23 protein-coding genes and 1 pseudogene are annotated in these 25,799 nt (G+C 68.9%); 20 read left to right on the top strand and 4 right to left on the bottom strand.

What is annotated here, in order from left to right:
* Together H613_RS31355 and H613_RS25525 are read left to right on the top strand one after the other, a co-directional pair.
* Window positions 1-255: pseudogene (locus H613_RS31355) on the top strand (carbohydrate ABC transporter permease); the annotation flags it as partial.
* Window positions 256-484: 229 nt separating this feature from the next.
* Window positions 485-1,498: a LacI family DNA-binding transcriptional regulator gene (locus H613_RS25525; RefSeq protein WP_211234754.1), complete on the top strand. Its 1,014-nt coding sequence runs from the start codon at window positions 485-487 to the stop codon at window positions 1,496-1,498.
* 315 nt (window positions 1,499-1,813) lie between these two features.
* Here the strand turns inward: H613_RS25525 and H613_RS0109255 are convergent, their stop codons facing one another.
* A complete protein-coding gene (locus tag H613_RS0109255; RefSeq protein ID WP_026923574.1) occupies window positions 1,814-2,518 on the bottom strand; it encodes a CDP-alcohol phosphatidyltransferase family protein in 705 nt (234 codons plus the stop codon).
* Between the two features lie 205 nt (window positions 2,519-2,723).
* On the opposite strand from H613_RS0109255, the gene H613_RS0109250 reads away from it, so the two are divergent.
* Window positions 2,724-4,220, top strand: a complete 1,497-nt coding sequence (locus tag H613_RS0109250) for a glutamate-cysteine ligase family protein (protein WP_026923573.1) — start codon at window positions 2,724-2,726, stop codon at window positions 4,218-4,220.
* Here H613_RS0109250 and H613_RS0109245 read toward each other — a convergent pair.
* Window positions 4,217-5,401, bottom strand: coding sequence for a hypothetical protein (locus H613_RS0109245; RefSeq protein ID WP_026923572.1), 1,185 nt, complete (start codon window positions 5,399-5,401; stop codon window positions 4,217-4,219). The genes H613_RS0109250 and H613_RS0109245 overlap by 4 nt on opposite strands.
* 181 nt (window positions 5,402-5,582) lie before the next feature.
* Here H613_RS0109245 and glyA point away from each other — a divergent pair, with 181 nt between their 5' ends.
* Both glyA and H613_RS0109235 read left to right on the top strand, forming a co-directional pair.
* Window positions 5,583-6,857: a serine hydroxymethyltransferase gene (glyA, locus tag H613_RS0109240; RefSeq protein ID WP_026923571.1), complete on the top strand. Its 1,275-nt coding sequence runs from the start codon at window positions 5,583-5,585 to the stop codon at window positions 6,855-6,857.
* An 80-nt stretch (window positions 6,858-6,937) separates the two neighbouring features.
* A complete protein-coding gene (locus H613_RS0109235; RefSeq protein WP_084546479.1) occupies window positions 6,938-8,692 on the top strand; it encodes an LPXTG cell wall anchor domain-containing protein in 1,755 nt (584 codons plus the stop codon).
* 210 nt (window positions 8,693-8,902) lie between these two features.
* On the opposite strand, the gene H613_RS0109230 is transcribed toward H613_RS0109235, so the two are convergent.
* Window positions 8,903-9,121, bottom strand: coding sequence for a hypothetical protein (locus H613_RS0109230; RefSeq protein WP_026923569.1), 219 nt, complete (start codon window positions 9,119-9,121; stop codon window positions 8,903-8,905).
* Between the two features lie 318 nt (window positions 9,122-9,439).
* On the opposite strand from H613_RS0109230, the gene H613_RS0109225 reads away from it, so the two are divergent.
* The gene (locus tag H613_RS0109225) at window positions 9,440-10,273 is read left to right on the top strand and encodes a P1 family peptidase (RefSeq protein WP_026923568.1); all 834 of its coding nucleotides are present in this window, start codon (window positions 9,440-9,442) and stop codon (window positions 10,271-10,273) included.
* On the top strand, window positions 10,270-11,208 hold the full coding sequence (locus H613_RS0109220; protein ID WP_035737123.1) for a glycoside hydrolase family 191 protein: 939 nt from the start codon (window positions 10,270-10,272) through the stop codon (window positions 11,206-11,208). The genes H613_RS0109225 and H613_RS0109220 overlap by 4 nt, the downstream gene beginning before the upstream one ends.
* A 184-nt stretch (window positions 11,209-11,392) precedes the next feature.
* Here the strand turns inward: H613_RS0109220 and H613_RS0109215 are convergent, their stop codons facing one another.
* A complete protein-coding gene (locus tag H613_RS0109215; protein ID WP_026923566.1) occupies window positions 11,393-12,841 on the bottom strand; it encodes a GGDEF domain-containing protein in 1,449 nt (482 codons plus the stop codon).
* A 277-nt stretch (window positions 12,842-13,118) separates the two neighbouring features.
* Between H613_RS0109215 and H613_RS25520 the strand changes: the two genes are divergently transcribed.
* The 13 genes from H613_RS25520 (at window position 13,119) to H613_RS0109150 (ending at window position 25,764) form a co-directional block, all read left to right on the top strand.
* Window positions 13,119-14,060 (top strand): TFIIB-type zinc ribbon-containing protein, encoded by a 942-nt coding sequence (locus tag H613_RS25520; protein ID WP_051393147.1) that lies wholly within the window; start codon window positions 13,119-13,121, stop codon window positions 14,058-14,060.
* A gap of 135 nt (window positions 14,061-14,195) precedes the next feature.
* Window positions 14,196-15,359: an LCP family protein gene (locus H613_RS0109205; RefSeq protein ID WP_026923565.1), complete on the top strand. Its 1,164-nt coding sequence runs from the start codon at window positions 14,196-14,198 to the stop codon at window positions 15,357-15,359.
* Between the two features lie 77 nt (window positions 15,360-15,436).
* On the top strand, window positions 15,437-16,498 hold the full coding sequence (locus tag H613_RS0109200; protein WP_084546478.1) for an LCP family protein: 1,062 nt from the start codon (window positions 15,437-15,439) through the stop codon (window positions 16,496-16,498).
* Between the two features lie 123 nt (window positions 16,499-16,621).
* Window positions 16,622-17,593 (top strand): cation diffusion facilitator family transporter, encoded by a 972-nt coding sequence (locus H613_RS25515; RefSeq protein WP_051393146.1) that lies wholly within the window; start codon window positions 16,622-16,624, stop codon window positions 17,591-17,593.
* Between the two features lie 21 nt (window positions 17,594-17,614).
* Complete coding sequence (locus H613_RS0109190; protein ID WP_026923563.1) at window positions 17,615-18,370, top strand: ZIP family metal transporter; 756 nt, start codon at window positions 17,615-17,617, stop codon at window positions 18,368-18,370.
* 260 nt (window positions 18,371-18,630) lie between these two features.
* Window positions 18,631-19,410 (top strand): glycoside hydrolase family 16 protein, encoded by a 780-nt coding sequence (locus H613_RS0109185; protein WP_035737267.1) that lies wholly within the window; start codon window positions 18,631-18,633, stop codon window positions 19,408-19,410.
* A gap of 225 nt (window positions 19,411-19,635) precedes the next feature.
* Complete coding sequence (locus H613_RS30790) at window positions 19,636-20,517, top strand: hypothetical protein (RefSeq protein ID WP_156925931.1); 882 nt, start codon at window positions 19,636-19,638, stop codon at window positions 20,515-20,517.
* Window positions 20,518-21,093: 576 nt separating this feature from the next.
* The gene (locus H613_RS0109175) at window positions 21,094-21,999 is read left to right on the top strand and encodes an ABC transporter ATP-binding protein (protein WP_026923560.1); all 906 of its coding nucleotides are present in this window, start codon (window positions 21,094-21,096) and stop codon (window positions 21,997-21,999) included.
* Complete coding sequence (locus tag H613_RS0109170; RefSeq protein WP_026923559.1) at window positions 21,996-22,847, top strand: ABC transporter permease; 852 nt, start codon at window positions 21,996-21,998, stop codon at window positions 22,845-22,847. The genes H613_RS0109175 and H613_RS0109170 overlap by 4 nt, the downstream gene beginning before the upstream one ends.
* A gap of 294 nt (window positions 22,848-23,141) precedes the next feature.
* On the top strand, window positions 23,142-23,594 hold the full coding sequence (locus H613_RS0109165; protein ID WP_026923558.1) for a lysozyme family protein: 453 nt from the start codon (window positions 23,142-23,144) through the stop codon (window positions 23,592-23,594).
* 40 nt (window positions 23,595-23,634) lie between these two features.
* On the top strand, window positions 23,635-24,579 hold the full coding sequence (locus H613_RS0109160) for a hypothetical protein (RefSeq protein WP_026923557.1): 945 nt from the start codon (window positions 23,635-23,637) through the stop codon (window positions 24,577-24,579).
* 52 nt (window positions 24,580-24,631) lie between these two features.
* Window positions 24,632-25,216: a hypothetical protein gene (locus tag H613_RS0109155; RefSeq protein WP_026923556.1), complete on the top strand. Its 585-nt coding sequence runs from the start codon at window positions 24,632-24,634 to the stop codon at window positions 25,214-25,216.
* Between the two features lie 134 nt (window positions 25,217-25,350).
* Window positions 25,351-25,764 carry a VOC family protein gene (locus tag H613_RS0109150; RefSeq protein WP_026923555.1) on the top strand — a complete coding sequence of 138 codons (414 nt, stop codon included), beginning with the start codon at window positions 25,351-25,353 and terminating at the stop codon, window positions 25,762-25,764.
* Window positions 25,765-25,799: the final 35 nt, after the last annotated feature.

The raw sequence follows: 25,799 nt of genomic DNA, 5'->3' as shown, positions 1-25,799 counted from the left end.
GCGATCGTGACCTCCTCGATCTTCACCTTCATCTGGTCATGGAACGACTTCCTCGGGCCCCTCATCTATTTGCACGAGATCGAGAAGTTCCCCCTCCCGCGCCTGCTGCAGTCGTATGAGAACACCGAGGGCGTCTCCAACTACGGCGGCATGATGGCCATGAGCCTGCTCACCCTCATCCCCGTCGTCCTGTTCTTCCTCGTGTTCCAGAAATTCCTCATCAAAGGCATCGCCGCCTCCGGCATCAAAGGATGACGACTCGACGGCCGGGAACGAGGCCCGCACGAGGCGGCGGACGGGCGGACGCACCGTCCGCCGAACGCTCGTCGACCGGAAGTCGTCGACCCCGGCTTGACGCTTTCGCCGACGACCGGGAATCATTGGTTTCTGTAACCGTTATAAATATGTTTTAACAAGGGTGGGTGCAGTGGCGCGGAAAGCAAGCGGGTCTGGGGACGGGGCGCGCCATACGACCATCCGCGAGGTGGCCGAGCATGCGGGAGTCTCGGTCGCCACCGTGTCCCGGATCCTGTCCGGCAGCTACCCCGCCGCGCCCGCCACCCGCAGCAAGGTCATGCGCGCTGTCGAGGAGCTGGACTACGTCGCCAACAGCCACGCCAGGGCCCTGGTGGGCAACGCGCGCAAGAGCATCGCCATCATCGTCAACTCGGTGATATCGCCGCACTACGCCCACGTCGCCCAGGGCGTCGAGACGCAGGCCGCCGAGGACAACCGGCTGTGCCAGATCGGCACCACCGGCGGGGACGCCGAGCGCGAGCTGGCCATGGTGCAGTTCATGCGCGAGCAGCACCCCGAAGCGGTGATCCTGGTCGGCAACGTGGCCGCCGGGGCGGAGTACCGGACGCGGATGAGCCGGTACGCGCACGCGCTGGCGTCGATCGGCTCACGGCTCGTGCTGTGCGGGCGGCCGCCGCTGGGTCCCGACGTGCCCGCGGTGGTGGTGGAGTACGACAACACCGGCGGCGCGTTCGCGGCCACCAGCCACCTGCTCTCGTCCGGTCACCGGCGGATCCTGTACCTCGGCCGCCGCGCGGGCTACACCACCTCTGAGGCCAGGATCGCGGGCTACCGCGAGGCCCTGGCCGCGCACGGCGTGCCGCACGACCCGGCGCTGGAGGTCGAGGGGACCTTCGAGCGGTACGAGGGCTACCGGATGATGACCGAGCGGCTGGCGGCCGGGGAGCCGGACTTCACCGCCGTGTTCGCCGTCAACGACCAGGTCGCCGCCGGGGCGCGTCAGGCGCTGCTCGAACGGGGGCTGAGCGTGCCGGACGACGTCTCCATGGTGGGCTTCGACGATCTGCCTCCGGCGATGGACATCGGCCTGACCACCGTCTACCAGCCGCACGAGGAGCTCGGCCGCACCGCCGTGCGCCTCGCCTTGGAACACGCCAAGCACGGCGGCCCGCCGCCGCACACGGTCCTGGGAACCCACCTGGTGCTCCGAGGCTCGGTCCGGCGAATCCTGCCGCAGTGACCGATGGCGCCAGCAGTCCGCACGTCCTCCAGCGGTGCCGCCGGCCAGGCTTCGCCGTAAGCAAGCACACGGCCGACAGCCCTCTGGCGCTCGATTCCATGCGGCGCCTCGCCGCGATCGAAAGGCCCCCACCCCGGCGCCGCTCTTCTCGCAGTCGTCGAGGGCGTACGGCGGCGGCACTGGCCTCAGACCGGTAGGAGCAGGCCCCGCGCTCCGCACGGCCTCACTCTCCATCGGAGCCGTATTTCCTATATCATATATCCTATAATGTATTACATATTATATGTTATGATTATATCTTATAATCTATAAGCTTCAGCGGAGCGTGGCGCGGGAGGCGGCGGCGATGCTCGCCAGGAGGAACAGGGCGTTGACCGCGCCGAAGAACAGCATGACCGCGGCCATCGCGTCGGGCCACAGCAGGGCGAGGGCGATGACGATGATGACGAAGCCGTAGTCGCGCACGAGCTTGATCAGGCGCACCGCCAGGCTGGTCGATCTGACGAGCGAGACGCCGTCGTCCTCTTTGGCCATCACGGCGGTGACGAGGTTCGTCATCCACAGCGCCGCGAAGGCCGCGCCGGCCCACGCGGGCACGCTCGGCGTGTAGGCGTCGACCACCGACACGACGACCGCGACCACCGACGTCTGGATCGCCACGTCGCACAGGATGTCGACGCGGGCGCCCGCCTCGGAGCCGGTCTTCGTGACGCGGGCGAGCTGGCCGTCGGCGCAGTCGAGCATGTAGGCGATCTTCCACAGCACGAGCGCGGCGAGCGCCACCGGCCACCATGGAGCGCCGTCCCGCGCGGCCGGGATGTAGGCGATGACGCCCGCCGAGGCGGCCAGTCCGAGGACCAGGTTGAGCAGCGTCAAGTGGGTCGGCTTGAGGCCGAGTCGCCATGCGAGCGAGGCGAACGCTGCCCCGCCGCGCTGGTCGAGCATGGTGAGCATGCCGCCGCCCCGGTTGGCGGCGAGGAAATCGGCCCGGCCCGGCCGTGATGGGCGCTGTTCGGTCACGCGCTGATACTACCCATCCGCTGGTAGCGCACCCACGGTTGCCAAGTGAGACCCGATTGTGTCAACCTTTTGACACCACTGGGAGTGACCGATCCCTAATATGTGCGTGAACCGAGCATTTGGGACGAACTGGCATTTCTCTTGGTAGCCGTGAAGTGACCTACCGCTTAAAGTTGATAGACCATCGATTCCTGGGGAGGAAAACATGGGCGACGAGGTGAGCGGTTCTGCCTTGGCGCACTGGAATCAATCCGCGTACCGAGCGAAGCTCCAAGCAGGACGAGAAGCCCTCGCGCAGCTCCTGGCCGATCGGCGGCTCGACCGGGGACGGCCCCTCACCGGCATCGAACTGGAACTCGACCTCCTTGAGCGGAGCGGGGATCCGGCGTTCGCGAACGAGGCCGTCCTGCAGTACCTGCACACCACCGTCGACGAGGAGGCCCTCTACAGCGCGCAGCATGAGCTGGGCGCCTTCAACATCGAACTGAACCTTCCCCCCAGGATGCTCGACGGCGCCGGGGTCTCCTGGTACGAGAGCGATCTGGCCGTCATCCTCTCCGAGGTGCGCGAGGCCGCCGACAAGGCCGGCGTCCACTGCTGCCCCATCGGCACGATGCCGACCCTGTTCACCGGCCACATGAGAATCGACTCGCTCTCGAGCGCCAAGCGCTACCGGGTCCTCAACGACGGGATCATGGCCGCGCGCGGCGAGGACGTCCACATCGACATCACCGGGGCCGAGTCGGTCGACTTCTCGTGCCCCAACATCGCCCCCGAGTCGGCCAACACCTCCGTGCAGTTCCACCTCCAGGTCGACCCCGACGGCTTCCACCGCTACTGGAACACCGCGCAGGCCCTGGCGGGGATCCAGGTGGCGCTCGGGGCCAACTCCCCCTACCTGTTCGGGCGGCAGCTGTGGGCCGAGACCCGCATCGTCCTGTTCGAGCAGGGCACCGACACGCGCCGCGCCGACGAGCGCGCGGCGGGGGCGATGCCGCGGGCCTGGTTCGGGGAGCGCTGGATCGACAGCGCCCTGGACCTGTTCGACGAGAACTACCGTCACTTCGCGCCGCTTTTACCGCTGTGCGGCAACGAGGACCCGCTCGCAGTGGTCGCGGACGGCGGCGTGCCGTCCCTGCAGGAGCTGCGCTTCCACAACGGCACCATCTACCGGTGGAACCGCCCGGTCTACGACATCAGGGCGGGCCGCCCGCATCTGCGCGTGGAGAACCGGGTGCTCCCGGCCGGGCCGACGCCGGTCGACATCTGCGCGAACATGGCGCTGTTCTACGGGCTCACGGTGTACTTCGCCGAGCGCGACGAGCAGCTGTCCGACGGGCTCGACTTCGCCGACGCGACGGCGAACTTCCACGCCGCGGCCAGGCACGGCATCCAGGCCGACCAGGTGTGGCCGGGGCGCGGCCGCGTCCCGGCCCGGACGCTGGTGCTGGAGGAGCTGCTGCCGCTGGCGGCCGAGGGGCTCGCGTCTTTGGGCGTGGTCCGCGGCGACGCCGAGCGCTTCCTCGGGGTGATCGAGCAGCGGTGCCGCCGGGGAGTCAACGGCGCGTCCTGGCAGGTCGCCAGAGTGCAGGTGGCCGAGCACCGGCAGCGCCTGGAGCGGGGCGACGCGCTGCGGGCGATGGTGCTCGACTACGCGGCCCAGTCGGCCGACGGCCGTCCGGTCCACGAATGGGAGGTCTAGGACTCCTCCTTCTCCGCGTCGGACTCGGTGTCGGCGAGCTTGCGCCGGGTCCGCTTCGCGGCCTTCCTGGTCCGCTTCGGCTTTGCCTTCGCCTCGGTCTTGGTGTCCGCGTCGGCGGTGAGGGTGCCGCCCTCGCCCACCGGCTTGAGCTCCTGTACCCAGTCGACGTCGGGGTCGGCGGGAGCGTCCTCGGCGGGCAGGTCCTTCGTGTCGCCCGCCTTCGTGCCCGAGTAGGCCGAGCCGGGCGCCTCGGGCACGGTCCAGCCCGGCGCGGGCTCGATCCGGTCGGTCGCCTCGGAGGTCTCGGGCGCGTCGTCGACCTGTCCGCCCGCGCGGGGGATCGCCGAGACGATCAGCGAGCCGAGGAGCCCGGCGATGGCCGCGTAGGGGCCGACGAGGATGACCGGGTTGTCGGCCTGGGAGGGGTCGGCGAGATGGGCGACGGTGACGATGAGCGGTCCGGCGATGCCCGAGGCCGCGGCGATCCGGTAGCCGGAGTTGGTGATGGGGCCGCGCCGGGCGATGGCGGCGACGACGATGCCGATGAGGGCCGAGCCGATCACGAACGGCACCGCGATCGAGAGGCCGCGGCGCCCCAGGGCCGAGTCGGGGCTCGCCCACGAGCCCCACACCGCCAGCTCGGTGACGGGCGTGGCCGGGTCGCCGATGTCGGTGAACGTCGCCAGGACCGCCAGGAGCCAGATCAGGGCGACCGAGGCGCCGACGTTGACCGCGACGGCGCGCGAGCCCAGGCCGATGAGGGTGAGCACGAAGCCGACGGCGGCGCCGACGCCCGCGGCGAGGAGGGGATCGGTGGGGAAGGAGGAGGACGCGGCGCTCTGCTGGGCGGACAGGGCCACGAGCGGGCCGATGGCGAACGCGCCGACCGCGGCGGCGAAGACCGCGCCGACGCGCACGGCCGACGAGCCGGACGCCGCGCCGCGGCTGCCGATGACGCCCGAGGCCATGCCGCCGACCACGCAGGAGGCGGCCGAGAACCAGACGACCCAGGCGAGGTTGGCGTTCCAGCGGTAGTCGAGGACGGGGTCGGCCGAGCCGGGGGCGGCGTCGGCCCAGGACAGCAGCCCGAAGCCGTAGGCGAGTCCGAGCTGGGCCAGCGCGGCGGTGGCGGCGACGGCGAAGCCGAGGCCGAGCGCGCTGGTCGCAGGTTTAGGTGACATACATCGCACCGTACTGCGTGTACGCAATGGAGTCTCGCACGGCCGATCGCGTCACAGCGGACGGGCATCACAGGCGGGGGAAACGCAGCTGAACCGGGCCGCTGGGGCCGGTTATGCTCGGTATGTCAAGGCCACCTGCCCGGTCGCCGTGCTCGACCATGCCGATCGACAAGGAGCATAAATGACTGACGCCTACGAGGCCCTCACCGCGAACCTCGCGGCCGCCGACCCGGAGATCGAGCGGCTCATCGAGGCCGAGGGACGCCGGGAGTCAGAGAAGATCCGGCTCATCGCCTCCGAGAACTACGTCTCCGAGGCGGTCATGGAGGCCACCGGGTCCATCCTGACGAACAAGTACTCCGAGGGCTACGCCAAGAAGCGCTACTACGAGGGCCAGCAGTTCATCGACGAGGTCGAGGAGCTGGCGATCGCCCGCGCCAAGGAGCTGTTCGGCGTCGAGCACGCCAACGTGCAGCCCTACTCGGGGAGCCCCGCGAACCTCGCCGTCTACCTGGCGTTCCTCAAGCCGGGCGATACCGTGCTGGGCATGGGCCTGCCGATGGGCGGGCACCTGACGCACGGCTGGAGCGTCTCGGCGACGGGCAAGTGGTTCAACGCCGTGCACTACGGGGTCCGCAAGGACACCGGCCGCATCGACCTCGACGAGGTCGCCGAGGTCGCCCGCAAGGAGCGCCCGAAGCTGATGATCTGCGGCGGGACCGCGATCCCGCGCACGATCGACTTCGAGGGCTTCGCCGCGATCGCCGCCGAGGTGGACGCGGTGCTCATGGCCGACATCGCCCACATCGCCGGGCTCGTCGCGGGCGGGGCGCACCCGAGCCCGGTGGGGCACGCGCCGGTCATCACGACCACGACGCACAAGACGCTGCGCGGCCCGCGCGGGGCGATGATCATGACCGACGCCGAGCACGCGAAGGCGATCGACAAGGCGGTCTTCCCGGGCCTCCAGGGCGGCCCGCACAACCACACGACGGCGGCGATCGCCGTGGCGCTGCGCGAGGCGGCCCGCGAGTCGTTCCGCGCCTACGCGCACCAGATCGTGGCGAACGCGAAGGCGCTGGCCTCGGCGCTGAACGACCGCGGGTACGACCTGGTCTCGGGCGGCACGGACAACCACCTGATCCTGGTGGACCTGACCGGCAAGGAGATCGGCGGGAAGCCCGCGGCGAAGGCCCTGGACAGGGCCGGGATCGAGCTGAACTTCAACACGGTGCCGTTCGACCAGAGGAAGCCGTTCGACCCCTCGGGCCTGCGCATCGGCACGGCGGCCGTGACCACCCGCGGCATGACCGAGGGCGACATGGAGCTGGTGGCGAACTGGATCGACCGCGCGATCAGTGCCGCGAAGGCCGAGAAGGACGCCGAACTGGACGTCGTCGCCGGCGAGATCCGCGAGTTCTGCAAGGCCTACCCCATCCCGGGCTGGCGCGCCTGAGGGCAAGCGACACAAGGCCATAACCGAGGGCGCCCGGCTCATCGAGCCGAGCGCCCTCAGTGCGTCGCCCGGAAGCCGGAGTGCCGCTCGGCAAGCGGATGCAACCGGTGGCGGATGAGGCGCGTGTTGATTCGGGAAGCCCCTCTCATCTCTCCGGCAAGCCCCGCCGAATTTCACCGATCAACAGAACAAGGAACTCCATGACCCCCCTTCAACCCCGGCGCCTCGCCGCCGCGGCCGCCGCAGGCCTCCTGGCAGCAGGAATCGCCGCCCTCCCCGCCTCCGCCCAAGACCTCGCGGAACCCGAGATCATTCCTGAGCTGGAGAGTCTCGTCATGCCCACCGAGGATTTGTACTGGGGACAGATCACGGTGGATATCGCACAGATCTACGAGAACGATCCGAACGTCACCATCGACATGGCGATCGATGCTCCCGCTGGAACATTCGAATTCGATCTCGAAGTCGGGGACAACGAGTGCGAGGTGTACTCCGAGGGCACCGGCTTCCATTGCGAACAGGTGTCGCATAACGGTTACAGCGCTTATTTCAACAATATCGGCTACGGTCCCACCGAACAGGCCGAACTCGGCGTGTACGAGTACACGCTCACGGCGACCATCGAGGGCGTTCCCATCGAGCCGTACTACGGCACCATCGAAGTCACCGACTTCGCGGGCATGAACCCACACAAACCGTTCACGCACGGCAATGTGCAAGTCACAGGCGTCTCCCCGGGCAGCACTGTCGACGTCTCTCCGGTATTCCTCCAAGAGCGTCCGCTCGCGGATACGGCCGCGGCGGTCGTCGTGGCGTTCGGCGACCCGTTCAGCCGGGTCGGAATGGACCTGGAAGGCGCCGAAGCCATCGCCGACTACGACAACTGCATGGAAGGCCGCTGGGGGAGCGATCGGGGCGTAACCTGCGTCATCACCCACTTCCAGGACCTGCAGGGCAGCCTCTTCACCCTCAGTGATGACAGCCCGGTCACTTACGCGATCAGTGAAGACGCTCCGGGACCGATCGACCTCTGCGCCTGCTACTACAACGTGTACACGGTGGATGCCCAGACGCTGGAGGACGACTTCGGCGGCGTGTTCTGGGACGAGGCCTCGGACGACCTGTTCTCGTTGAAGACCACGGACACCTGGGACGGCCCCACGGACGAGGGCGACGCCCCCTACATGGGCACGATCAACATCGTCACCGCGGAGAATCCCTACGATCTGGCGGTCACCTCGGCCAACATCGAGGGCTCGGAAGGCGACGAGGTGACCGTCACCGTCCCGGTCACGAACAACGGGCCCGCGGCGGCATACCACTATGTCGACAGCTTCGGGTCCTACAACTTGCGCGCTCAGCTCCCTGCCGGAACCGAACTCGTGCGAATCGACAGCGATGGAGGAGCCTGGAGCTGTATCGATGAGGATTCGCTCGACGGCGCCTACGAGTACATCGGCAGCGACTCCGAACTCGACCACTTCGACCTGTCCTGCTACTTCAAACGGCTCGCTCCTGGCGAAACGCTCGACTTCACCTTCACGGTCAAGGTCAACAACGCCGCTACGGCCACCGATGGCCTGATCGAAGTCGGCGCCATCTACGGCGGCGAGGATGGGGAGAGCCTCGACGGCGACCTGGAGAGCAACCTCGCGGTGATCGGCGTCAACGCCGCCGACATGATCGGAGGCGGCGATGACGCCGACGCTTCCGGCAAGCTGCCGGTCACCGGCGGCTCGATGACGATCATCATCGCCGCCGCGGCCGCCGCCCTGGCCGCCGGTGCGGTCATGTTCGTCGTCGTCAGGCGCCGCAAGGCCGCCGCCGACTGGTAGCCGCAAGGTCTTCCCGACGGACGGGCCCCGACCGCTGCGCGGTCGGGGCCCGTCCGTGTCACCGTCCGCGGAGCGCCCCGGCTGGAGGAGGCGGTCCCGTCCGGGGATGGCGAAACGCGCTGGCCTCTGGGGCTCAGCGCGTCGCGTGTGTGTTTCTTGAGTTGTGCAGTCCGGCCGGCACCTTGTGGGTGCGCTTAGGCCTTCGCCTTCTTAGGCGGCGCGGGTCAGGGAGCCGCGCTCGACGCGGTTGGCCATCCGGCGGAGGGCCGCGGCGGTCGAGAAGCGGACCTTGTCCTGAGCGGTGACGCCGGCGACGTAAGGCTTGTTCGCGCGGCCGTCGTCGACGACCGGAGCGTTCGGCATCGCCGAGAGCGCCTCGGAGTTGGCGGCGTCGACTGCGAGGTATGCACCTACGAACTCGTTGTTCATTGCTGTTCCTTCCCGGCAGGGTGTGCCGGATAGTGGATTTCTCTTGGGGTGATGACCGCTTGTCGATGACGCCATTGTCGACGGCGGCGGGTCGATGCTTCCGCATCGGGACCGGGGGCTTGAGGCCAGATCGGGATTGCCGCTTCTTCGCTGTGCCTCCCGGCTTCGATACCCATCATATGGGGTGTGCACCCGGGAAATCCAGGGTTTTTGCGTGGGTCACATGTATCGCGCACCACTGTCTACAAAGATCTGAGTTACCGTTTGGTTATCGAATTCGACGGGACCGTTACGCGCAGATGGCGGTAGTCTGTCGCCATGCTGGAGTTGGGCGTCCGAGCGGGCCATTGGACGGGCGAGCGCACCGGGTGCACGGTGCTGCTGTTCGCGGAGCCGACCCTGGCGTCGGGCGAGGTGCGGGGCGGCGCCCCGGCCTCCCGGGAGATCGAGCTGCTCGATCCGGTCCGGTCGAACGCCGGGATCGACGCGGTCCTGCTCACCGGCGGCTCGGCGTTCGGGCTGGCGGCCGCCGACGGGGTCGTGCGGTGGCTCGCCGAGCGCGGCCGCGGGGTCGCCACGCCGGGCGGGCCGGTGCCGATCGTGCCGACGCTGGGCCTGTACGACCTCGACGGATCGGGCATCGTCCCGCAAGCGGCCCAAGGCTATGCCGCGTGTGAGGACGCCGAGAGCGGTGAGGCCGCGCTCACCGGGCCGGTGGGCGCCGGGCGCGGGGCGACGGTCGGCCAGTGGCGCGGGGTCACGCTGCCGTCGGGCCTGGCCTCGGCCACGCTGCGCCTCGGGGAGCTGGTGGTGAGCGCCGTCGCGGCGGTCAACGCCTTCGGCGAGCCGGGGCCGCTCGACCGGAGCCTGCTCACGCCGGAGGGCTTCCCGGTCGGGTTCGGGCGCAACACCACGATCGGGCTCGTCGCGACGAACGCGCGGTTGGACAAGGTCGAGTGCCACCTGCTCGCCCAAGGCGCGCACGACGGCCTGGCCAGGGCGATCAGTCCGGTGCACACGCGGATGGACGGCGACGCGTTCGTCGCGGCCGCGACGGGGAGGGTCGAGGCCTCGCCGGATGTGGTCCGGGCACTGGTGGTGGAGGCGGTGGCCGAGGCGATCGGCACGATGCGGTTAGCCTGCGGGGCATGAGACGACTCCGTGCGGCACTGCTGGCCGTCCCGTTCCTCCTCGCCGGTTGCACGGGCGCCGACCCTGCCGGTGCGGATGCCGACCCCTCGGACGGGGAGAGCAGTGAGGGCGGGGAGGCCGGTGAGGCGCCGGCGGGCTGGGTGTACCAGCTGACCGACTACGCGGACGGCGGGCTCGCCGAGCTGGCCGCGGCCGAGGGCGACGCCGCGGTGGTCGACCTGGCGCGCGACGGCGGGGAGGACTACTTCACCGCCGAGGAGATCGCCGGACTGCGCGAGTCGGGCAAGGCCGTCTACGCGTACTTCACGGTGGGCTCGATCGAGACCTACCGGCCCGAGTACGCGGCGGTGGCCGCCACGGACATGGTGCTCAACCGGTGGGGCGACTGGCCGGACGAGTATTTCGTGGCGTACTGGGACCAGCGGTGGTGGGACCTGGCGGTGCGCCCGCGCCTGGATCGGGCGCTGGCGGCGGGCTTCGACGGGGTGTACCTGGACGTGCCGAACGCCTATGAGGAGATCGATTTGGAGCTGGTGCCCGGCGAGGACCGGGATTCCTTGGCGCGCAAGATGGTCGACCTCATCGCCGCGGTGGACGACTACGCGGCGGCCGAGCGGCCGGGCTTTCAGGTGCTGCCGCAGAACGCGCCGGAGCTGCGGGAGTTCCCCGGGTACATGGAGTCGATCGACGGGATCGGCGTGGAGGACCTGTTCTTTCTGGACAGCGACGAGCCGTGCGAGGCGGAGTGGTGCGGCGAGAACCTCGACCACGTGCGGGCGATCGCCGCTTCGGGCAAGCTCGTGCTGGCGGTGGACTACGCCACGGAGCCGGCGAACGTGGCCGAGGCGTGCGCGCGCTACGCCGAGGAGGGCTTCACCGGATACGTCACGACGGTCGAGCTCGACGCGATCAGCGCACCGTGCGGCCACGATTGACCGCAGCGCATTGACCGCACCGCCCGGATCGATCACCCGCGTTGATCACGCCGCCCGTATGGTTCACGCCGCATTGACCACACTGCATTGATCGCACCGTGCAGTCACGATGAGTGTCGGTACCCGTGCGTAGTGTTAAAAGGGGGGTCCCCAGGTGTCCGTTTTGCCCGGGACACTCCCTGATTCATTGGAACTTGCGAGCGCGCTTCATCTGGTACATCGCCTGGTCGGCGGCCCACAGCGTCTGCGAGGGGTTGCCGCCGGGCACGAGGCGGGCCCAGCCGATCGAGACGTCGACCGGGGTGCCGGGCACCGAGTACTCCCAGTTCTCGGCGGCCACGGCCACGCGGATCCGCTCCGAGACCGCGTCGGCGTCGAACTCGGTGGCGCTGGGCAGCACCAGGATGAATTCGTCGCCTCCGGTGCGCGCCAACAGGTCCCCCGAGCGCACCACGCTCGAGAGCAGCGCCGCCACCCGCTGCAGGATCGCGTCGCCCGCCTGGTGGCCGTGCGTGTCGTTGACGGCCTTGAAGCCGTCCAGGTCCAGCACCGCGATCATCCCGTCGCCCTCGATGTCGGCGAGGAACGCATCCAGCCTGCGCCGGTTCGGCAGCCCGGTCAGGTCGTCGGTGTTCGCCCGGTCGGCCCACCCGGCGGCGGCCCGCCGCAGCTGGTCGTGGTCCACCAGCGCCGCGGCCGAGTCCAGGTAAATGGTGTGGAACTCGTTGATCTGCTTGTAGAGCGCGTACGTGGTGGCGTGCGCGGCCAGAATCGACTCGGCGTGGTCGCCCTTGGCCACCAGCGCCAGCGAGCGCAGGTGCTCGGGCTCCATGACCCCGATCGTCTCGTAGCCGATCTCGCGCGCCTCCAGGGTCGCCAGCGCCTCGGGCCCGCGCCCCTGCGCGATGAGCCGCGAGGCCCGCGCCAGCGCCCGCAGGTCGAGCGCCTCGGCGGACGAGGTCGTCTCGGGCAGCATCTGCTCCACCGACCACTGCTCGGAGAAGCCGAGCAGGCCCAGGCGGCCGAGCGCGTAGTGGATCCACTCGAGCTCGCGCTTGTCGAGCTCGTGCAGGTGCGGCTTGACGCGGCGCAGCTCCTTGCTGAGCAGGCCGATGCACGCGTGCGGGTCGCCGGTGTAGTAGCACAGCAAAGCCTCGCGGACGCGGATCTCGACGCCTTCGACCGAGGAGCGGGGCACGCCGATGCGCTCGGCGAGCATGTGGCACTGGTCGAGGGCCTCGGCGGACTGCTGCTGGTAGCCGCAGTTGCTCATGACCCCGGCCAGGTCGTACCAGGCGTCGACGGCGGCCTGGCTGGTCTCGTTCATCGAGCGCAGCGCGCGGCGGGCGAGCACGAGGTGCTGGGCGGTGAAGTGGAGCGACTTGACGTGGTGGTGGTGGTACCAGGCGGCGAGGGCGTGGAACTTGCCGGTGAGCCGGTAGTCGCCGCGGCAGCGGCGGACGGCCGAGTCGGCCTGGTCGAGGGTGTTCGGGATCCTGTCGATGGCGCGCCGGTTGATCTGGCCTTGGAGGATGAACAGCCATGCCTGGGCGCGTCGCTGCGGGGTCGGCGCGTTGTAGGCGATGGTGGTGGCGTGGTCGACCGCTTCGGCTATCCGTCCCGATCCCATCATCTCGCGCAAGATCCGGTATTCCTCGGCATAATCACGCGCAGGTGTGGTCTCCCTCCGTGGCGTCACAGCACTATCCTGCCACCCCGCGGCGGATATATCTAGTGGCGGCGATCGCTTTCACGTCGGCGCCCAGGAGCCGATGCGCATGAGCGCGAACCGGTCTGTGCGCTGCGCGTACGCCGTTCAGGGCGTGGGCTGGACGTTCGCGGCGCAGTCGGCCGTGCGGGGGCCGTTTCGGCGTTAGAGTGAGGCGGTGCGCGCCTGTGAGGAGGGGGCCGTGGCCGAGATATCCGCGCCGGGCGCCTGCCCGTGCACCACCTGCGGCGCGCAGTTGGAGCCCGAGCCGGGCTCGCCGGTGCTCTCGTGTCCGTTCTGCGGCACCGAGCAGCACCTGCGGCCCGAGCGCGTCGACCGCGGCTGGGCTTCGCTGAACGCCAATGCCTCTCTGAATACCAGTGCTTCGCCGGGCGTCGAGGCGGCGGGGCGGGAGCTGGTGCTGCCGTTCCGGATCGATCAGGCGGGGGCGCGGCGGGCGCTGCGGGAGTGGACGCGGGGCCGCCGCCGGTTCGCGCCGCGCCGCTTCAATCGCCTGGACCGGGCCGAGTCGCTCACGAGCGTGTACGTGCCGCATTGGGCGTGGAGCGCCGAGGCGCGCTCGCGGTACCGCGGCGAGCGGGGCTCCTACCACTGGGCGCGGGACGAGCGGGGGAACCGGTTCCGGCGCACGCTCTGGCGTCCGGCGGCGGGGACGGTGGCGTGCTCGCTGGTCGACGTGCTGGTGCCGTCGACGACGGGCGTGCCGCGCCATCTGCTGGCGGCGCTGGCGCCCGACTGGCGGCCGGAGGAGTCGCGGCCGGTGCCGGTGCCGGGGCACCGCGTGGCGGGCGCCGACGTGGAGCCGCGGGCGGGCCTGGCGGAGGCGGAGCTGCGGATGGACGCGGCGGTGCGGGATGCGGTGCGGCGCGACATCGGCGGCGACGAGCAGCGCGTCGGCGCGGTCGACACGGTGTACTCGGGCCGGGGGTGCCGGTCGCTGCTGCTGCCGGTGTGGTCGGTGGAGTACACCGTGCGGGGCCGGTCGCGCCAGGTGCTGGTGAGCGGCTGGTCGGCTCGGGTGGCCGGGGCGCGGGCGTGGAGCGCCTGGAAGCTCGGGTTCGCGTTCGCCTTGCCGCTCATTGTGATGGCCGTCGCATTGGTTTTTCTGGTTATGCCGGTTTAGTCTCGGTTAGACCCCACCGTGAGCAGCACTCGTCTTCGCCTCCGTGACGAGATGCTCTAGGGTGCTGGGACAGTGCAACCCCACCACTGATCTGCGCGTGTTCCCCGCAGACAACGGATACCCCTGGGAGTAGTAGTGAGCGAGCCGATCAAGCATGCGGCCCGGGCGTCATCCCCGTGGTGGGCCAAGGCGATGGTCATCATGGGCGCGATCGTGATGGTCATCTCCGGCGGCGCGGCGGTCGCCACGCAGATCAGCCTGAACCTGGTGAACAACGCCGTCCCGACCGAGAACCTCCTCGGCGACCAGCGCGTCGAGACCGAAGAGGGCGCGGACATCACCGGTCCGCTCAACTTCCTGGTGCTGGGCACCGACGAGCGGGTGGGCGCCGAGGGCCTGGCCCGCACCGACGCCGACATCATCGTCCACGTCAACGAGGACCTCACCGAGGTCAGCATGATCTCGATCCCCCGCGACCTCCTGGTGGAGATCCCCAGCTGCCAACCCGCGTGTGAGACGAAGCTCACCGAGGCGTTCGCCTATTCGGAGGACTGGGGCGAGTCGTTCCAGAACACCTCGGCGACGATCACCGACCTCACCGGCATCGAGTTCGACGGCGGCGCGATCGCGAACTTCGAGGGCTTCCTGGACCTGGTGGAGGAGCTGGGCACGATCGAGCTGTGCCCGTGGCACGAGATCACCTCGATCCACACGGGCATCACCTACGAGGGCGGCTGCAACCGCTACGACAAGGACGCCGCCCTCGACATCGTGCGCCAGCGCTACGTGTGGGACTGGGACGAGGACTACGCGAACGGCACCTGGGGCGACTTCGGCCGCCAGAAGATGCAGCAGCAGGCCATCAAGCAGATCCTGATCGAGGCGAAGAACCAGGGCTACCACCGGGACCCGACCAAGGCGGTCTCCCTGCTGGAGAAGTTCGGCGAGTCCCTCACGCTCGACCTGGGCAACTACCAGCTCACCGACATGATCACGCAGATGGCCGGCGTCGACCCGAACGCGATGCTCTCGATCGGCGTGCCGTCCACGGCGCAGGAGATCAACGGCACCTCCTATGTGGTCACGCACGAGGGCGAGGAGCAGATCGCGGCCGAGGCGCTGTACCAGGCGATCCGGGACGACAAGATCGACGAGTGGGTCTGCGCGAATCCCGAGTGGTACAAGGGCGACAACATGCCGGACTGCACCACCGCCACCGACACGACCGGCGCCGAGGGCGGCGAGTCGGCCGGTGCGGACGACGCGGCGGGGGACACAGCCGAGAACACCTCGAATTGATCTGGCGCGTCTGCAACCCGCATCGGCCGCCGGGGCGTTATACATACCGGACGACCTGACCGACCGATGGAGGATTGATGGCTGGCAAGGGTCACGCGCCGTGGTGGGCGCATGTGATGCTGTACGCGGGCGGACTGACCACGGTCATCGCCGGCGGCGCCGCCGCGGTGACCCAGTACGGGGTGAACGCCGCGAACACGGCCGTCGAGCACGAGGAGATCCTCGGCGAGCACCAGGCCGAGGTCGACGCGGACAACCTCGAAGGGCCGCTCGACATCCTGGTGCTCGGCGTCGACAAGCAGGGCGGGTCGACCAGGTCGGACACCATGATCATGGTGCACATCAACAAGGAGCTGACCGGAGCCACCATGATCTCGCTGCCGCGGGACCTGTGGGTGGACATCCCCGACTGCGGCCCCGGCTGGGGCAACAACCCGTGCACGTACAAGCTCAACCACGCCGCCTCGATCAGCGACGACTGGGAGGTGACGCGGGCCAACGTCGTGAACACGATCTACGACCTCACCGGCGTCGAGTTCCACATGGCCGCGACGGCCGACTTCGGCGGCTTCATCGAGATGGTGGACCTGGTCGGCGAGATCCAGCTGTGCCCCTGGCACGAGATCGAGTCGATCCACACTCACAAGGTCTTCCCCGAAGGGTGCGCCTACTACGGCAAGGACGACGCGCTGGACCTGGTGCGCCAGCGCAAGCCGTGGGACTGGGACTCGGACTGGCAGGAGGGCCGCGGCGGCGACTACGGCCGCCAGGAGATGCAGCAGCAGGCCATCAAGTCGATCCTGATCGAGGCGAAGAAGCAGGGCTTCTACAAGGACCCGGCCGCCCTGACCGGGATGCTCGAAGGGTTCGGGGACTCGCTGACGCTCGACCTGCCGAAGGACGTGTCGGTGACCGACCTGGTGGTGAACCTGCGCGACATCGACCCCAACAGCATCAACACGGTCCACGTTCCCTCCAGCGCCGAGGACATCTACCCCGACGGGAAGAAGGTCTCGATCGTGAAGACCCACGAGGGCGAGCAGCAGGTCGCGGCCGACGCCCTGTGGGCGGCGGTCCGGAACGACACGCTGGACCAGTGGATGGTCCAGTACCCCGAGTGGGTCAAGGCCAGCGCCTGATCGGGCGGCCGCGGCGCCGTGATGGTGCCGCGGACACGCACGATCGTCTCCGCCTCCCGGCCGGACATGCCGTCATGGCGCAAAGGGGTGTTCGGACCGCGCCGCGGCCTTTAGGCTCGGCTGATGGGCGATTCGGGCGAAGAGCAGGAAGAGAAATCGGAGAGCGTGGTCACCGTCATCGTGGCCGCTCTGATGAACCTCGCCATCGCCATCGCCAAGCTCATCGCGGGCCTGCTCTCGGGCTCGGCCGCGATGATGTCCGAAGCCGCGCACTCGGCGGCCGACACCGTCACCCAGATCATGCTGTACGCGGCGCTGCGCAACAGCGCCCGCCCGCCCGACGAGGTGCACCCGTTCGGGTACGGGCGCACCGCCTACCTGTGGGCGGTGCTGGCGGCGGCCTGCACCTTCGTGGCGGGCGGCCTGTTCTCCATCACGCACGGCCTGCACTCGATCAACTCGGAGGCCGAGACCGACTTCCTGGTCTCCTACATCGTGCTCGCGATCGCGTTCATCCTCGAAGGCGTCTCGTTCCTGCGGACGATCAGTCAGGTCAGGTCGGAGTCGCGCCAGTGGTCCATCGGGCCGGGGACGCTGCTGCGCCGCACGCCCGACACGACGCTCAAGGCGGTCTTCCTGGAGGACGCGGCGGCGCTGACGGGCCTGCTCCTGGCCGCGCTCGGGCTGGCGCTGACCGAGATCACCGGGAACACGTTCTACGACGGGGGCGCCTCGGTCCTCATCGGCGTGCTGCTGCTGGCCGTGGCGGTGAGCCTGGGCCGGGCGAACGTCTCGCTGCTGGTCGGCCGGGCCGTGTCCCCGCGGCTGCGGGCGGAGCTGCGCGAGGAGCTGGAGGCGAGCGAGGACATCACGGCCGTCGGCGAGCTGCTCACGCTCTACTTGGGACCGAGTGACGTGCTCGTGGCCGCGCGCGTGGACTTCCGCGACGGCGCCTCGGGCGCGGCGATCGAGCGGACGGGGCGGGATGCCGAGGCGCGGCTGCGCGAGCGCTACGCGTCGGTGAAGTACGTCTTCTTGAGCCCGTACGGGCCGCCCGACGATCATCCGGCGCACGAGGCGCCGTACGAGGACTGACCACCGATGGGGAAGTGAGCGATGCCCGGATTGCTGACAGCGGGAGGCTGGGGGCTGCTGGCGGGCTCGGCGCTGCTGGTGGGCGCGCTGATCGGCTACCTGGTGCGCGTGCCGGTCAAGATCGTGGCGAGCGTGATGGCGTTCGGCAGCGGGGTGCTGCTGTCGGCGGTGTCGTTCGAGCTGATCGCCGAGGCGCACGAGCGCGGCGGCATGCGGCCGACGGTGCTGGGCGCCCTGGCGGGCGCCCTGGTCTACACGGGAGCGAACGTCGCGTTGTCCAGGTACGGCGCGCGGCACCGCAAGCGCTCGGGCGAGCAGCAGCCGTCCGAGTCGGACAAACCGGGGTCGGGCACCGCGATCGCGCTGGGCGCCTTGCTGGACGGGATACCGGAGTCCATCGTCATCGGCACGAGTCTGCTCGGCGGCGGCGTGGTCAGCGCGACGACCGTGGTGGCGGTGTTCATCAGCAACGTCCCCGAGGGGCTGTCGAGCGCCTCGGGCATGCGCCGGGCCGGGCGCGGCAAGGGCTACGTGTTCGGCATGTGGGGCACCATCGCGGTCGTCAGCGGCCTGGCCTCCATGGCGGGATACGGCCTGCTCGACGGCGCTTCGGGCGGTCTGCTGGCCGCGATCACCGCGCTGGCGGCGGGGGCCATGCTGTCCATGATCGCCGACACCATGATCCCCGAGGCGTTCGAGAACGCGCACATGTGGATCGGCGTGATCACGGTCGTCGGCTTCCTCATCTCCTTCGGCCTCTCGCAGCTGGATCCCTGAGGACGGGCGGCGCCTCGATGTGGAGACGGCGCTGTCGCACACCTCGCAGCTGGACTCCTGCGGGCGGGACGGCGGTTCGCCGTTGACAATGCCCTGCTCAAAGAGCACAATATATTGTAAATCATCGATGTTTACGTGAACATTACGTGTAAGACCCGAAACGCCCCCACCCAGCGAAGGCGGTCATCATGCCGAAGCACCCGACCTCACCCGAGCCCGATCGCCCCGCCCCGCGCTGGACCAGGCGGGCGGTGATCGCGATGCCCGCGGCCGCCGCGGTGCTCGCCGGAACGGCCGCCCGGGCCTCCGCCGACGACCGGATGAGCGCCGCCGCCTGGGAGACCGTCATCAGCGGCTCGTTCGCCGGCCGCCAGGCGCTCGAATCGGAGTGGAACTACCTCTACCCGTGGGGGTCGGACCACAACGGCACCGCCCGGATGTACGCGAGCTCCACGGACAACAACCACCTCTACCTCTCCCCCAGCGGCCAGCTCAACATCAAGGCCACCCGGATCGATTGGGACGAGGGCACCAGCTCGAAGGACCCGCACCTGCCGATCCACTACCACTCGGGGGCGATCCACTCCAAGGAGCTGATCACCGTCTCCGACCAGTTCCCCAACTACGAGATCCGAGGGGAGTTCCAGGCGCCCTCGGCCCGGGGCACGTGGCCGGCGTTCTGGATCACCGGCGCGAACTCGTGGCCGCCGGAGAGCGACATCCTGGAGTACAAGGGCGACGCCAGGAACTGGTTCAACACCTACGACGGGTCGTGGGACAACACCGTCGTCCCGGTCTCCTCGCCCGGCAGCTGGCACGAGTACCGGATCTGGATGACCAAGGTGAGCGGCGCCGACGTGGACATCCACTACTACCTCGACGGGACGTGGAAGGGCGCGCACCGCGGATCGAACTTCGTGGGCGAACCGATGCACCTCATCATCAACCTCCAGATGGAGGGCTCCTCGGGTTCGTCGGGGCCGGGCGGCGACACCTACTTCAGGGCCAGGAACGTCTACGTGGGACGTTCGCGCGCATAACGCACGCGCCGCCGCGGGCGAGCCTGACGGGACTCCATCGAACCGGTCGCGCCGGACATCGCGCCACAGTGCACCGATCCCTTAATCTGGGAGCACACCCTCACGCCCCGAGATCTTGGAGTCCTCGATGCCCGAACGCCGCCCCGCCCCTCCCCACCGAATCGGCATCGACGAGTGCCGCTCACTGGCGCATCGCGGCGATCGGCGCCGACGGGCCGCCGAGTCATGAGCGCGGACCACCGGAGTCGGCGGCGGAAGTGGTGGTGGGCGCTGGTCGCCACAGTGGTGGCGGCATCGACCGTCGCCGTGGTGGCCGCCGCGTTGTGGGGCGGCACTCTCTGGAAGCAGGTGCCGTACGTCGTTCTCACCCTGTGGCTCGGTCCCTTGATCCCGCCGCTCATGAGGTGGGCTCGAAATTGGGAACCGCGCGGACGCCGCCCCCGCTCGGCCGCTCGCCGTTCGCGCCGCGGCGGTCGGGGCCCGAGCGCCGACGAGCGGGCGCTCGACGTTCCCTGGACCCCACGGCCCCAAACGGAGCACGTCTTCAGCGCGCAGGTCTCCATCGCCATAGGGTTGTTCATCACCGTCTTCACCCTCTTCGCCTACATATCGCCCACGGTGCGCGACCTCTGGTTCGGCACCGCCGCTGAACCCCATCCCGAACCCGAACTGCTGCAAACGCTGGGCATGCTCATGGTCGGCACCTGCGGCATCGGTCTCGGTTCCACACAGCTGTCGGCCGATCCCGATCAGGCGTCGATCAGAGTCGACGCCGAAGGGCTCACCGTCCGCGTGGGCAGGTATCGCTCGCGCCTGCCGTGGAGAGAGGTCGACGGACTCACCGAGAAGAGCGGATTCCTCATCGTCGAGTCCGGGGCCCTCGACCGGCGCCGCGCCCGCAGGTTGAACACCGAGGTCGGAGCGCGACAGGGTCTGGACGGAGCGCTGAGCCTCTGGTCCGAGCAACGACCTCGGGCAACGGTCTGCCATCTCAAAGCGTTGACGGGGCCGAGCGCGCCGCTGTTCGATGCGATAGCGGAACGCTGGGGCGGGAACGTCACCGGTCGGCAACGACCGCAGCAGCGAAAGCGACCGCGGAAACGGTGACGGTGAGCCTCCGAGCGCCACGGGCAGGGCGGCGACACGTGCTTCAGGACCAGAAACGTCTACATGGGCCGCTCCAGGACCTAAAGAAGTTATATTACATCATACATATTACACTATATAATATAGGTTATATGGTATAGGTTTCAGTCGCTCTCGCGCCGGGAGAGGGTGCGGCCCTGCGGCGAAGGCGAGGTGCGGCGAGGCCGGAGGCCGCGGCCACTCCCCGCGCGTAGGGACGCCCGCCCGAACGAGGCCCGGTGATGTCGCCGCGCCGGGCCACTCCCGCGCATAGGGACGCGAGGCGGTATCCGAGCCCACTCACCCGCCCGCAGTATGGGCGCGGCAACGCAGCGAGCGGGCACGCGGCTCGCGCGGCGCGACGGCGTCCGGCTCGGGCGGCGTGAGACGGACGGGTTCGTTCGGGGGACTCGGTCGGGTGTCAGCGGCGGTCGGATCATATCGGTACGGGCGGACGCGCTCGGGGACTCGGACGCCGCCTGAGTACACCCCTGCGACGAGGGCGAGATACGTTCGCACGCTGATGCGGCGTCGGCCGCACGCCGCGACGATGAAGTCATGGATGACAACATCGTGTCGACCGACCGGTTGACGAAACGCTACGGCGACCGCGCGGCCGCCGACCGGGTGAGCCTGACCGTGCGCCGCGGCGAGGTCTACGGCTTCCTCGGCCCCAACGGCGCGGGCAAGACCACGACCCTGCGGATGGTGCTCGGGCTGGTCAAGCCCAGCGGCGGCTCGGCACTCGTGCACGGCCTCCGGCCGGGCAGCCCCGAGGCGCTGCGGCGCACCGGCTCCCTCATCGAGGGGCCCGGGTTCTTCCCGTACCTCTCGGGCCTGGAGAACCTCCGGGTCGTCGGCCGCTACCGCGGCCTGGGCCGCTCCGACGCCGAGGAGGCGCTCGAACGCGTCGACCTCGCCGACCGCGGCAAGGACCGCTTCCGCACCTACTCGCTCGGGATGAAGCAGCGGCTCGGCGTCGCCGCCGCCCTCATGGGCCGCCCCGACCTGCTCGTGCTCGACGAGCCCACCAACGGCCTCGACCCGGCCGGGATGGCCTCGATGCGCCGCCTGATCCAGGACCTGAGCAGCGAGGGCCAGACCGTCCTGCTCTCCAGCCACCTCCTGGCCGAGGTGCAGCAGTGCTGCCACCGCGTCGGCGTCATCGTCGACGGCCGGATGTCCTTCGAGGGCACCGTGGCCGACCTGCGCGGCGCCCGGGTGCTGCGGGTCCGCGCCGAGCCCGGCGACCGGGCGATGCCGATCGTGCAGGGCGCGGCGGGCGACGTCGAGCAGAACCGCGACGAGGACGGGCGCGCCGTCCTCACCGCCGACGCCGCGGGCGTCGACGTCCCGGCCATGGTGCGCAAGCTCGTGGCCGACGGCGTGGACGTCCACTCGGTGGCGGTGCAAGAACGCTCACTCGAGGACGTGTTCCTCACGATGACGGAGGCAGGACGATGAACGCTTGGTCGCACAGCACACGGGCCGAACTGCGCAGGCTGATGCTCTGGCCGGCCACCTGGGTGCTCGGGGGCGTGTGGATCACCCTCCTGTTCGCCTTCGCGTACGCCTTCCCCTACATCGCCTACCGCAGCGGCGACGCGGACGCCTTCCAGGGCGGGCCGACGGCCGAGCTGCTGGCGTCGATGCTGCCGCAGGCGGCACCGGCGATCCTCATCCAGGGCACGCCGATGTTCGGCGGCGCCGTGGCGATGATCTTCGCCGCGCTCACCGTGGGCAACGCCTACAGCTGGGGAACGTGGAAGACGGTCCTGACACAGGGGCCCGGCCGGGTGGCCGCCGCGGGCGGCACGGTGACGGCGATCGGGGTGTGCGTGGCGGGGCTCGTGCTCTTCAGCACGGTCTTCACGCTCGGCCTGTCGAGCCTGGTGGCCGGGATCGAGTCGCAGGCCCTCGTCTGGCCCGACTGGGGCGACATGGCCGCCTCGGTGGGCGGGACCGCCCTGGTGCTGGGCATGTGGGCGGCCGGGGGCGTGTTCCTCGGGGTGCTGACGCGGGGCCCGGCGCTGAGCGTCGGCCTGGGCCTGTTGTGGACGCTGGTGGTGGAGAACCTGCTGCGCGGCGTGTCCCAGCTGATCGACGGCATGCCCGCCGTGGTCGACCGCCTGCCCGGCTCCAGCGCGGGTTCGCTCGCGGGGGCGCTCAGCTCGGCGGCGGGCGGCGCCGAGGGCACGCCGGGGGTGCTCGATGCGCTCTCCGGGCCGGTCGCCACGGGCATGCTGGTCGGCTACCTGGTGGTCTTCGTGGCCCTCGCCCTGACCCTCATCAAGCGACGCGACGTCGCATAGCCATCGCATAGTCACAAGGACGGCACGGGCGTCTGCGATCGGCCAAAGGCCGGTCGCAGACGCCCGTCATCGTCCCAGCGGCCGCACCGGTCTTCACTCGCGGGGTGGTCGGCGGGTTCTGGAGCGGGACCGTGACTGCGCACTCTGGCCGTTCCACTGTGCATTTCGGCCGTTCCCAAGTCGAAGGGCGGCAAGCAACCGCTTTCACCTCGACACCGCCAGTTGCGAACCGGTGGTAAATTCTTGTGATCACGCAATGACGCGACTCTGCCCCATGACTAGAGGAGTCCCCTCGTGCCTGATTCCCCCGGCGAAGGCAGCCGATTCTCCGCCGACCTCTACGAGCTGTACGAGGTCGCACAAAACGATCTGCGGCCACTGGCAGAGCAGTACAGTGGATACTCCGCGAAGGTCGATCAGACGACGGCCTTCAACCTCGATCCCGCTCCGGTCGCAGGCGTCATGTCCAGAGGCAGCGGGATCTTCCGCTCCGGTTCGGCGCTTCTCGCCCTTCGCGACGACGTCCAGTACGCCTTCGCCAAAAGCAGCGAGAACATCGAGGCCGCGGCCACGACGCTCATCGAGGTCGCGGAAAACTACGCCGGCGCGGACGACGAGACACAGTCCGACTTCAACGCGCTCTTGGCGGAAGGCTTCCCCGACGGTGAGGAGCCCGGAACGCCGCCGCGCCCCCCAGTCTACCCCGACGGAAGCCGGAATCAAGGTCGCCCGGTTCCCGAAGACTGAACCGCCCGGCCCCTCCCGGCACAACCACACTGGAGACACGATGCCAGTCCCCCAAACCCCCGAAGAACTCGAACAGGCCCTCTACGAGCTCGCCGTGAACATCCACGAGCTCAAGGCGCTCGAAACGGCCATTGACGCCTGGAATCCCCTCTCGGCGGCCGCCGCAGCGGTCGGCACCGGTCTTCCGTTCAAGGCATACTACGAGGCCGCGATGGAGAAGGAGGGAGCGGTCATTTCAAGCGAGGACAGTCCAGACCTCGGAGGCATCCCTGACTTCTGCCGGAACGTCTACAGCATCGACGCGGAGCAGTTCAGCGGTGCCGCAGAAATTCTCGACGTGGTAGCTCTGGACATGGTGGACCTTGAAGGAGCGCCCGGCAATGTGCTCAACAAGATCGGCGACTGGTACGGAGACGCCGCAGAATCCTTCGAAGAGTACTTCAGCGGATACCGTCCGGCTCAGCTGCGGCAGGCAGAGATGTTCGCCGCCGCGGACAACGCGTGCGCGTCATTGAAGGCGATGGCGAGTGCGGCCAAGGACTCTGCGGGCAATTTGATCGATGGCGCACTCACGCTGACGGCCGAGATGATAAAGGTCTATTGGGAGCAGCAGGAGGCCATGCAGGACACGATCACCATCGGGGTTCTCTCTCTGGTGGCCGCAGGACTGAGCGCGGGAGCCTCCGCGGGGGCGCTGGCCATTGCCGGGGCGCTCGGAGGCGGTGTGACGGGGTTGGCGGGAAGCATGTACTCATTCCAATTGACCGAGAAGCAGTTGACCGCGAAGAACGTGAGTTCGCTGCTGAGAAACCTGGGCACGAGGTTCGGCGAAGTCGAGACTGCGCTCAGGGAGGCCGACGACGAGATCTATGCGGCCATCGACGCGGTTCGCAGCGAATGGCCCATGCGGAAGGTGGCGATTCCGGTCCCTCCCGGAGCTGACGAGATCAACACCGAGAGCTTCCATCATGAGTCAAGCCTTTAGCCAGTCTCCCGGATCCCAGAAGTGGTGGGGGGAGCCCGGTTCCAATCGACGGATGTTCCTGGTGCTGGGCTACATAATTGTCATCATCGGGATGTTCGTCTCATACGAGCTGTTCGACCACCTGAGAATCGACTACCGCTTCAACGCGCCCGAGAGCTGGTCGACCACATGCCTCGGCAGTGTGGACACCACGGCGGAGCTGCTGGGGTGGGACGGGGTGGAAGCGGACTCCCCGGGGATCTCGAAGGTGGGAACGACCAGCGAATATCGGTGTGAGTGGAAATGGTGGGGAACCAGCGAGTCGGCCACCGACAGTCAGGAGATCACAATCGAGATCGACGTCAGAGACCAGCAGGAATACGGTCCCTACGAGCCGATGTTCGATGACGGCGGGTGGCCCGACTACAAGGCACTCAACGGGTGGGAGCACGGCACCTGCCTCCACAAACAACGACCGGGCATCGACAACTCGTACAGGTGCGTCGCTTCCGAGAGCAATCTGCGAGTCACCATCTGGAGCCGAAACAGCTCCGGAGACTCCGACCGCGACCCCAAGTACTTCGGCCCAGAGGAGAAATCGGTCGAGGACATGACCGTGGAGCTCGGGGAACTGGTGCGCTCGGTGTTTCACAAGTGACAGGTGAGGCATCCCAGCGTTCGCATCGATCCTCGCCCGCCGAGAACGGCGGCGGTGTCGGAGTCGAGTTCCAAGGTCTGGTCTTCCGCGAGGTGGGGCGGTAGGGTCTGGTCTTCTACGAGAGGAGGCCCGGTGTGGCGGCGAGGATCGATTTGACGTTCGACTGCGCGGACGCGGTGCGGTTGGGCGAGTTCTGGAAGCTGGCGCTGGGGTATGTGGACGAGCCGCCGCCCCCGCCGTTCAAGACGCGGCAGGAGTGGCTGCGGCACCACGGGGTGACCGAGGACGATCCGAGCGAGGGCACCTGGCTCTGCGACCCCGAAGGAATCGGCCCGCGCCTGTCGATCCTGCGCGTGCCCGAGCCGAAGACGGCGAAGAACCGCCTCCACATCGACATACGCGTGGGCGGCAAGGGCGACGACCGCTGGGAGCGGATCGCCGCGGAGGCCGAGCGCCTGAAGGCGGCCGGGGCGACCGTGATCGACGAAGCAGAAGGCCACCACATGGTCATGGCCGACCCCGAGGGGAACGAGTTCTGCGTCGCCTGAGGTGCGGTCGTGTGTTCGAATTAAATGCGTTGATT

Source organism: Glycomyces arizonensis DSM 44726, assembly GCF_000482705.1.
Taxonomy (GTDB): domain Bacteria; phylum Actinomycetota; class Actinomycetes; order Mycobacteriales; family Micromonosporaceae; genus Glycomyces; species Glycomyces arizonensis.
This window is presented reverse-complemented; position numbering and strand designations above follow the sequence as displayed.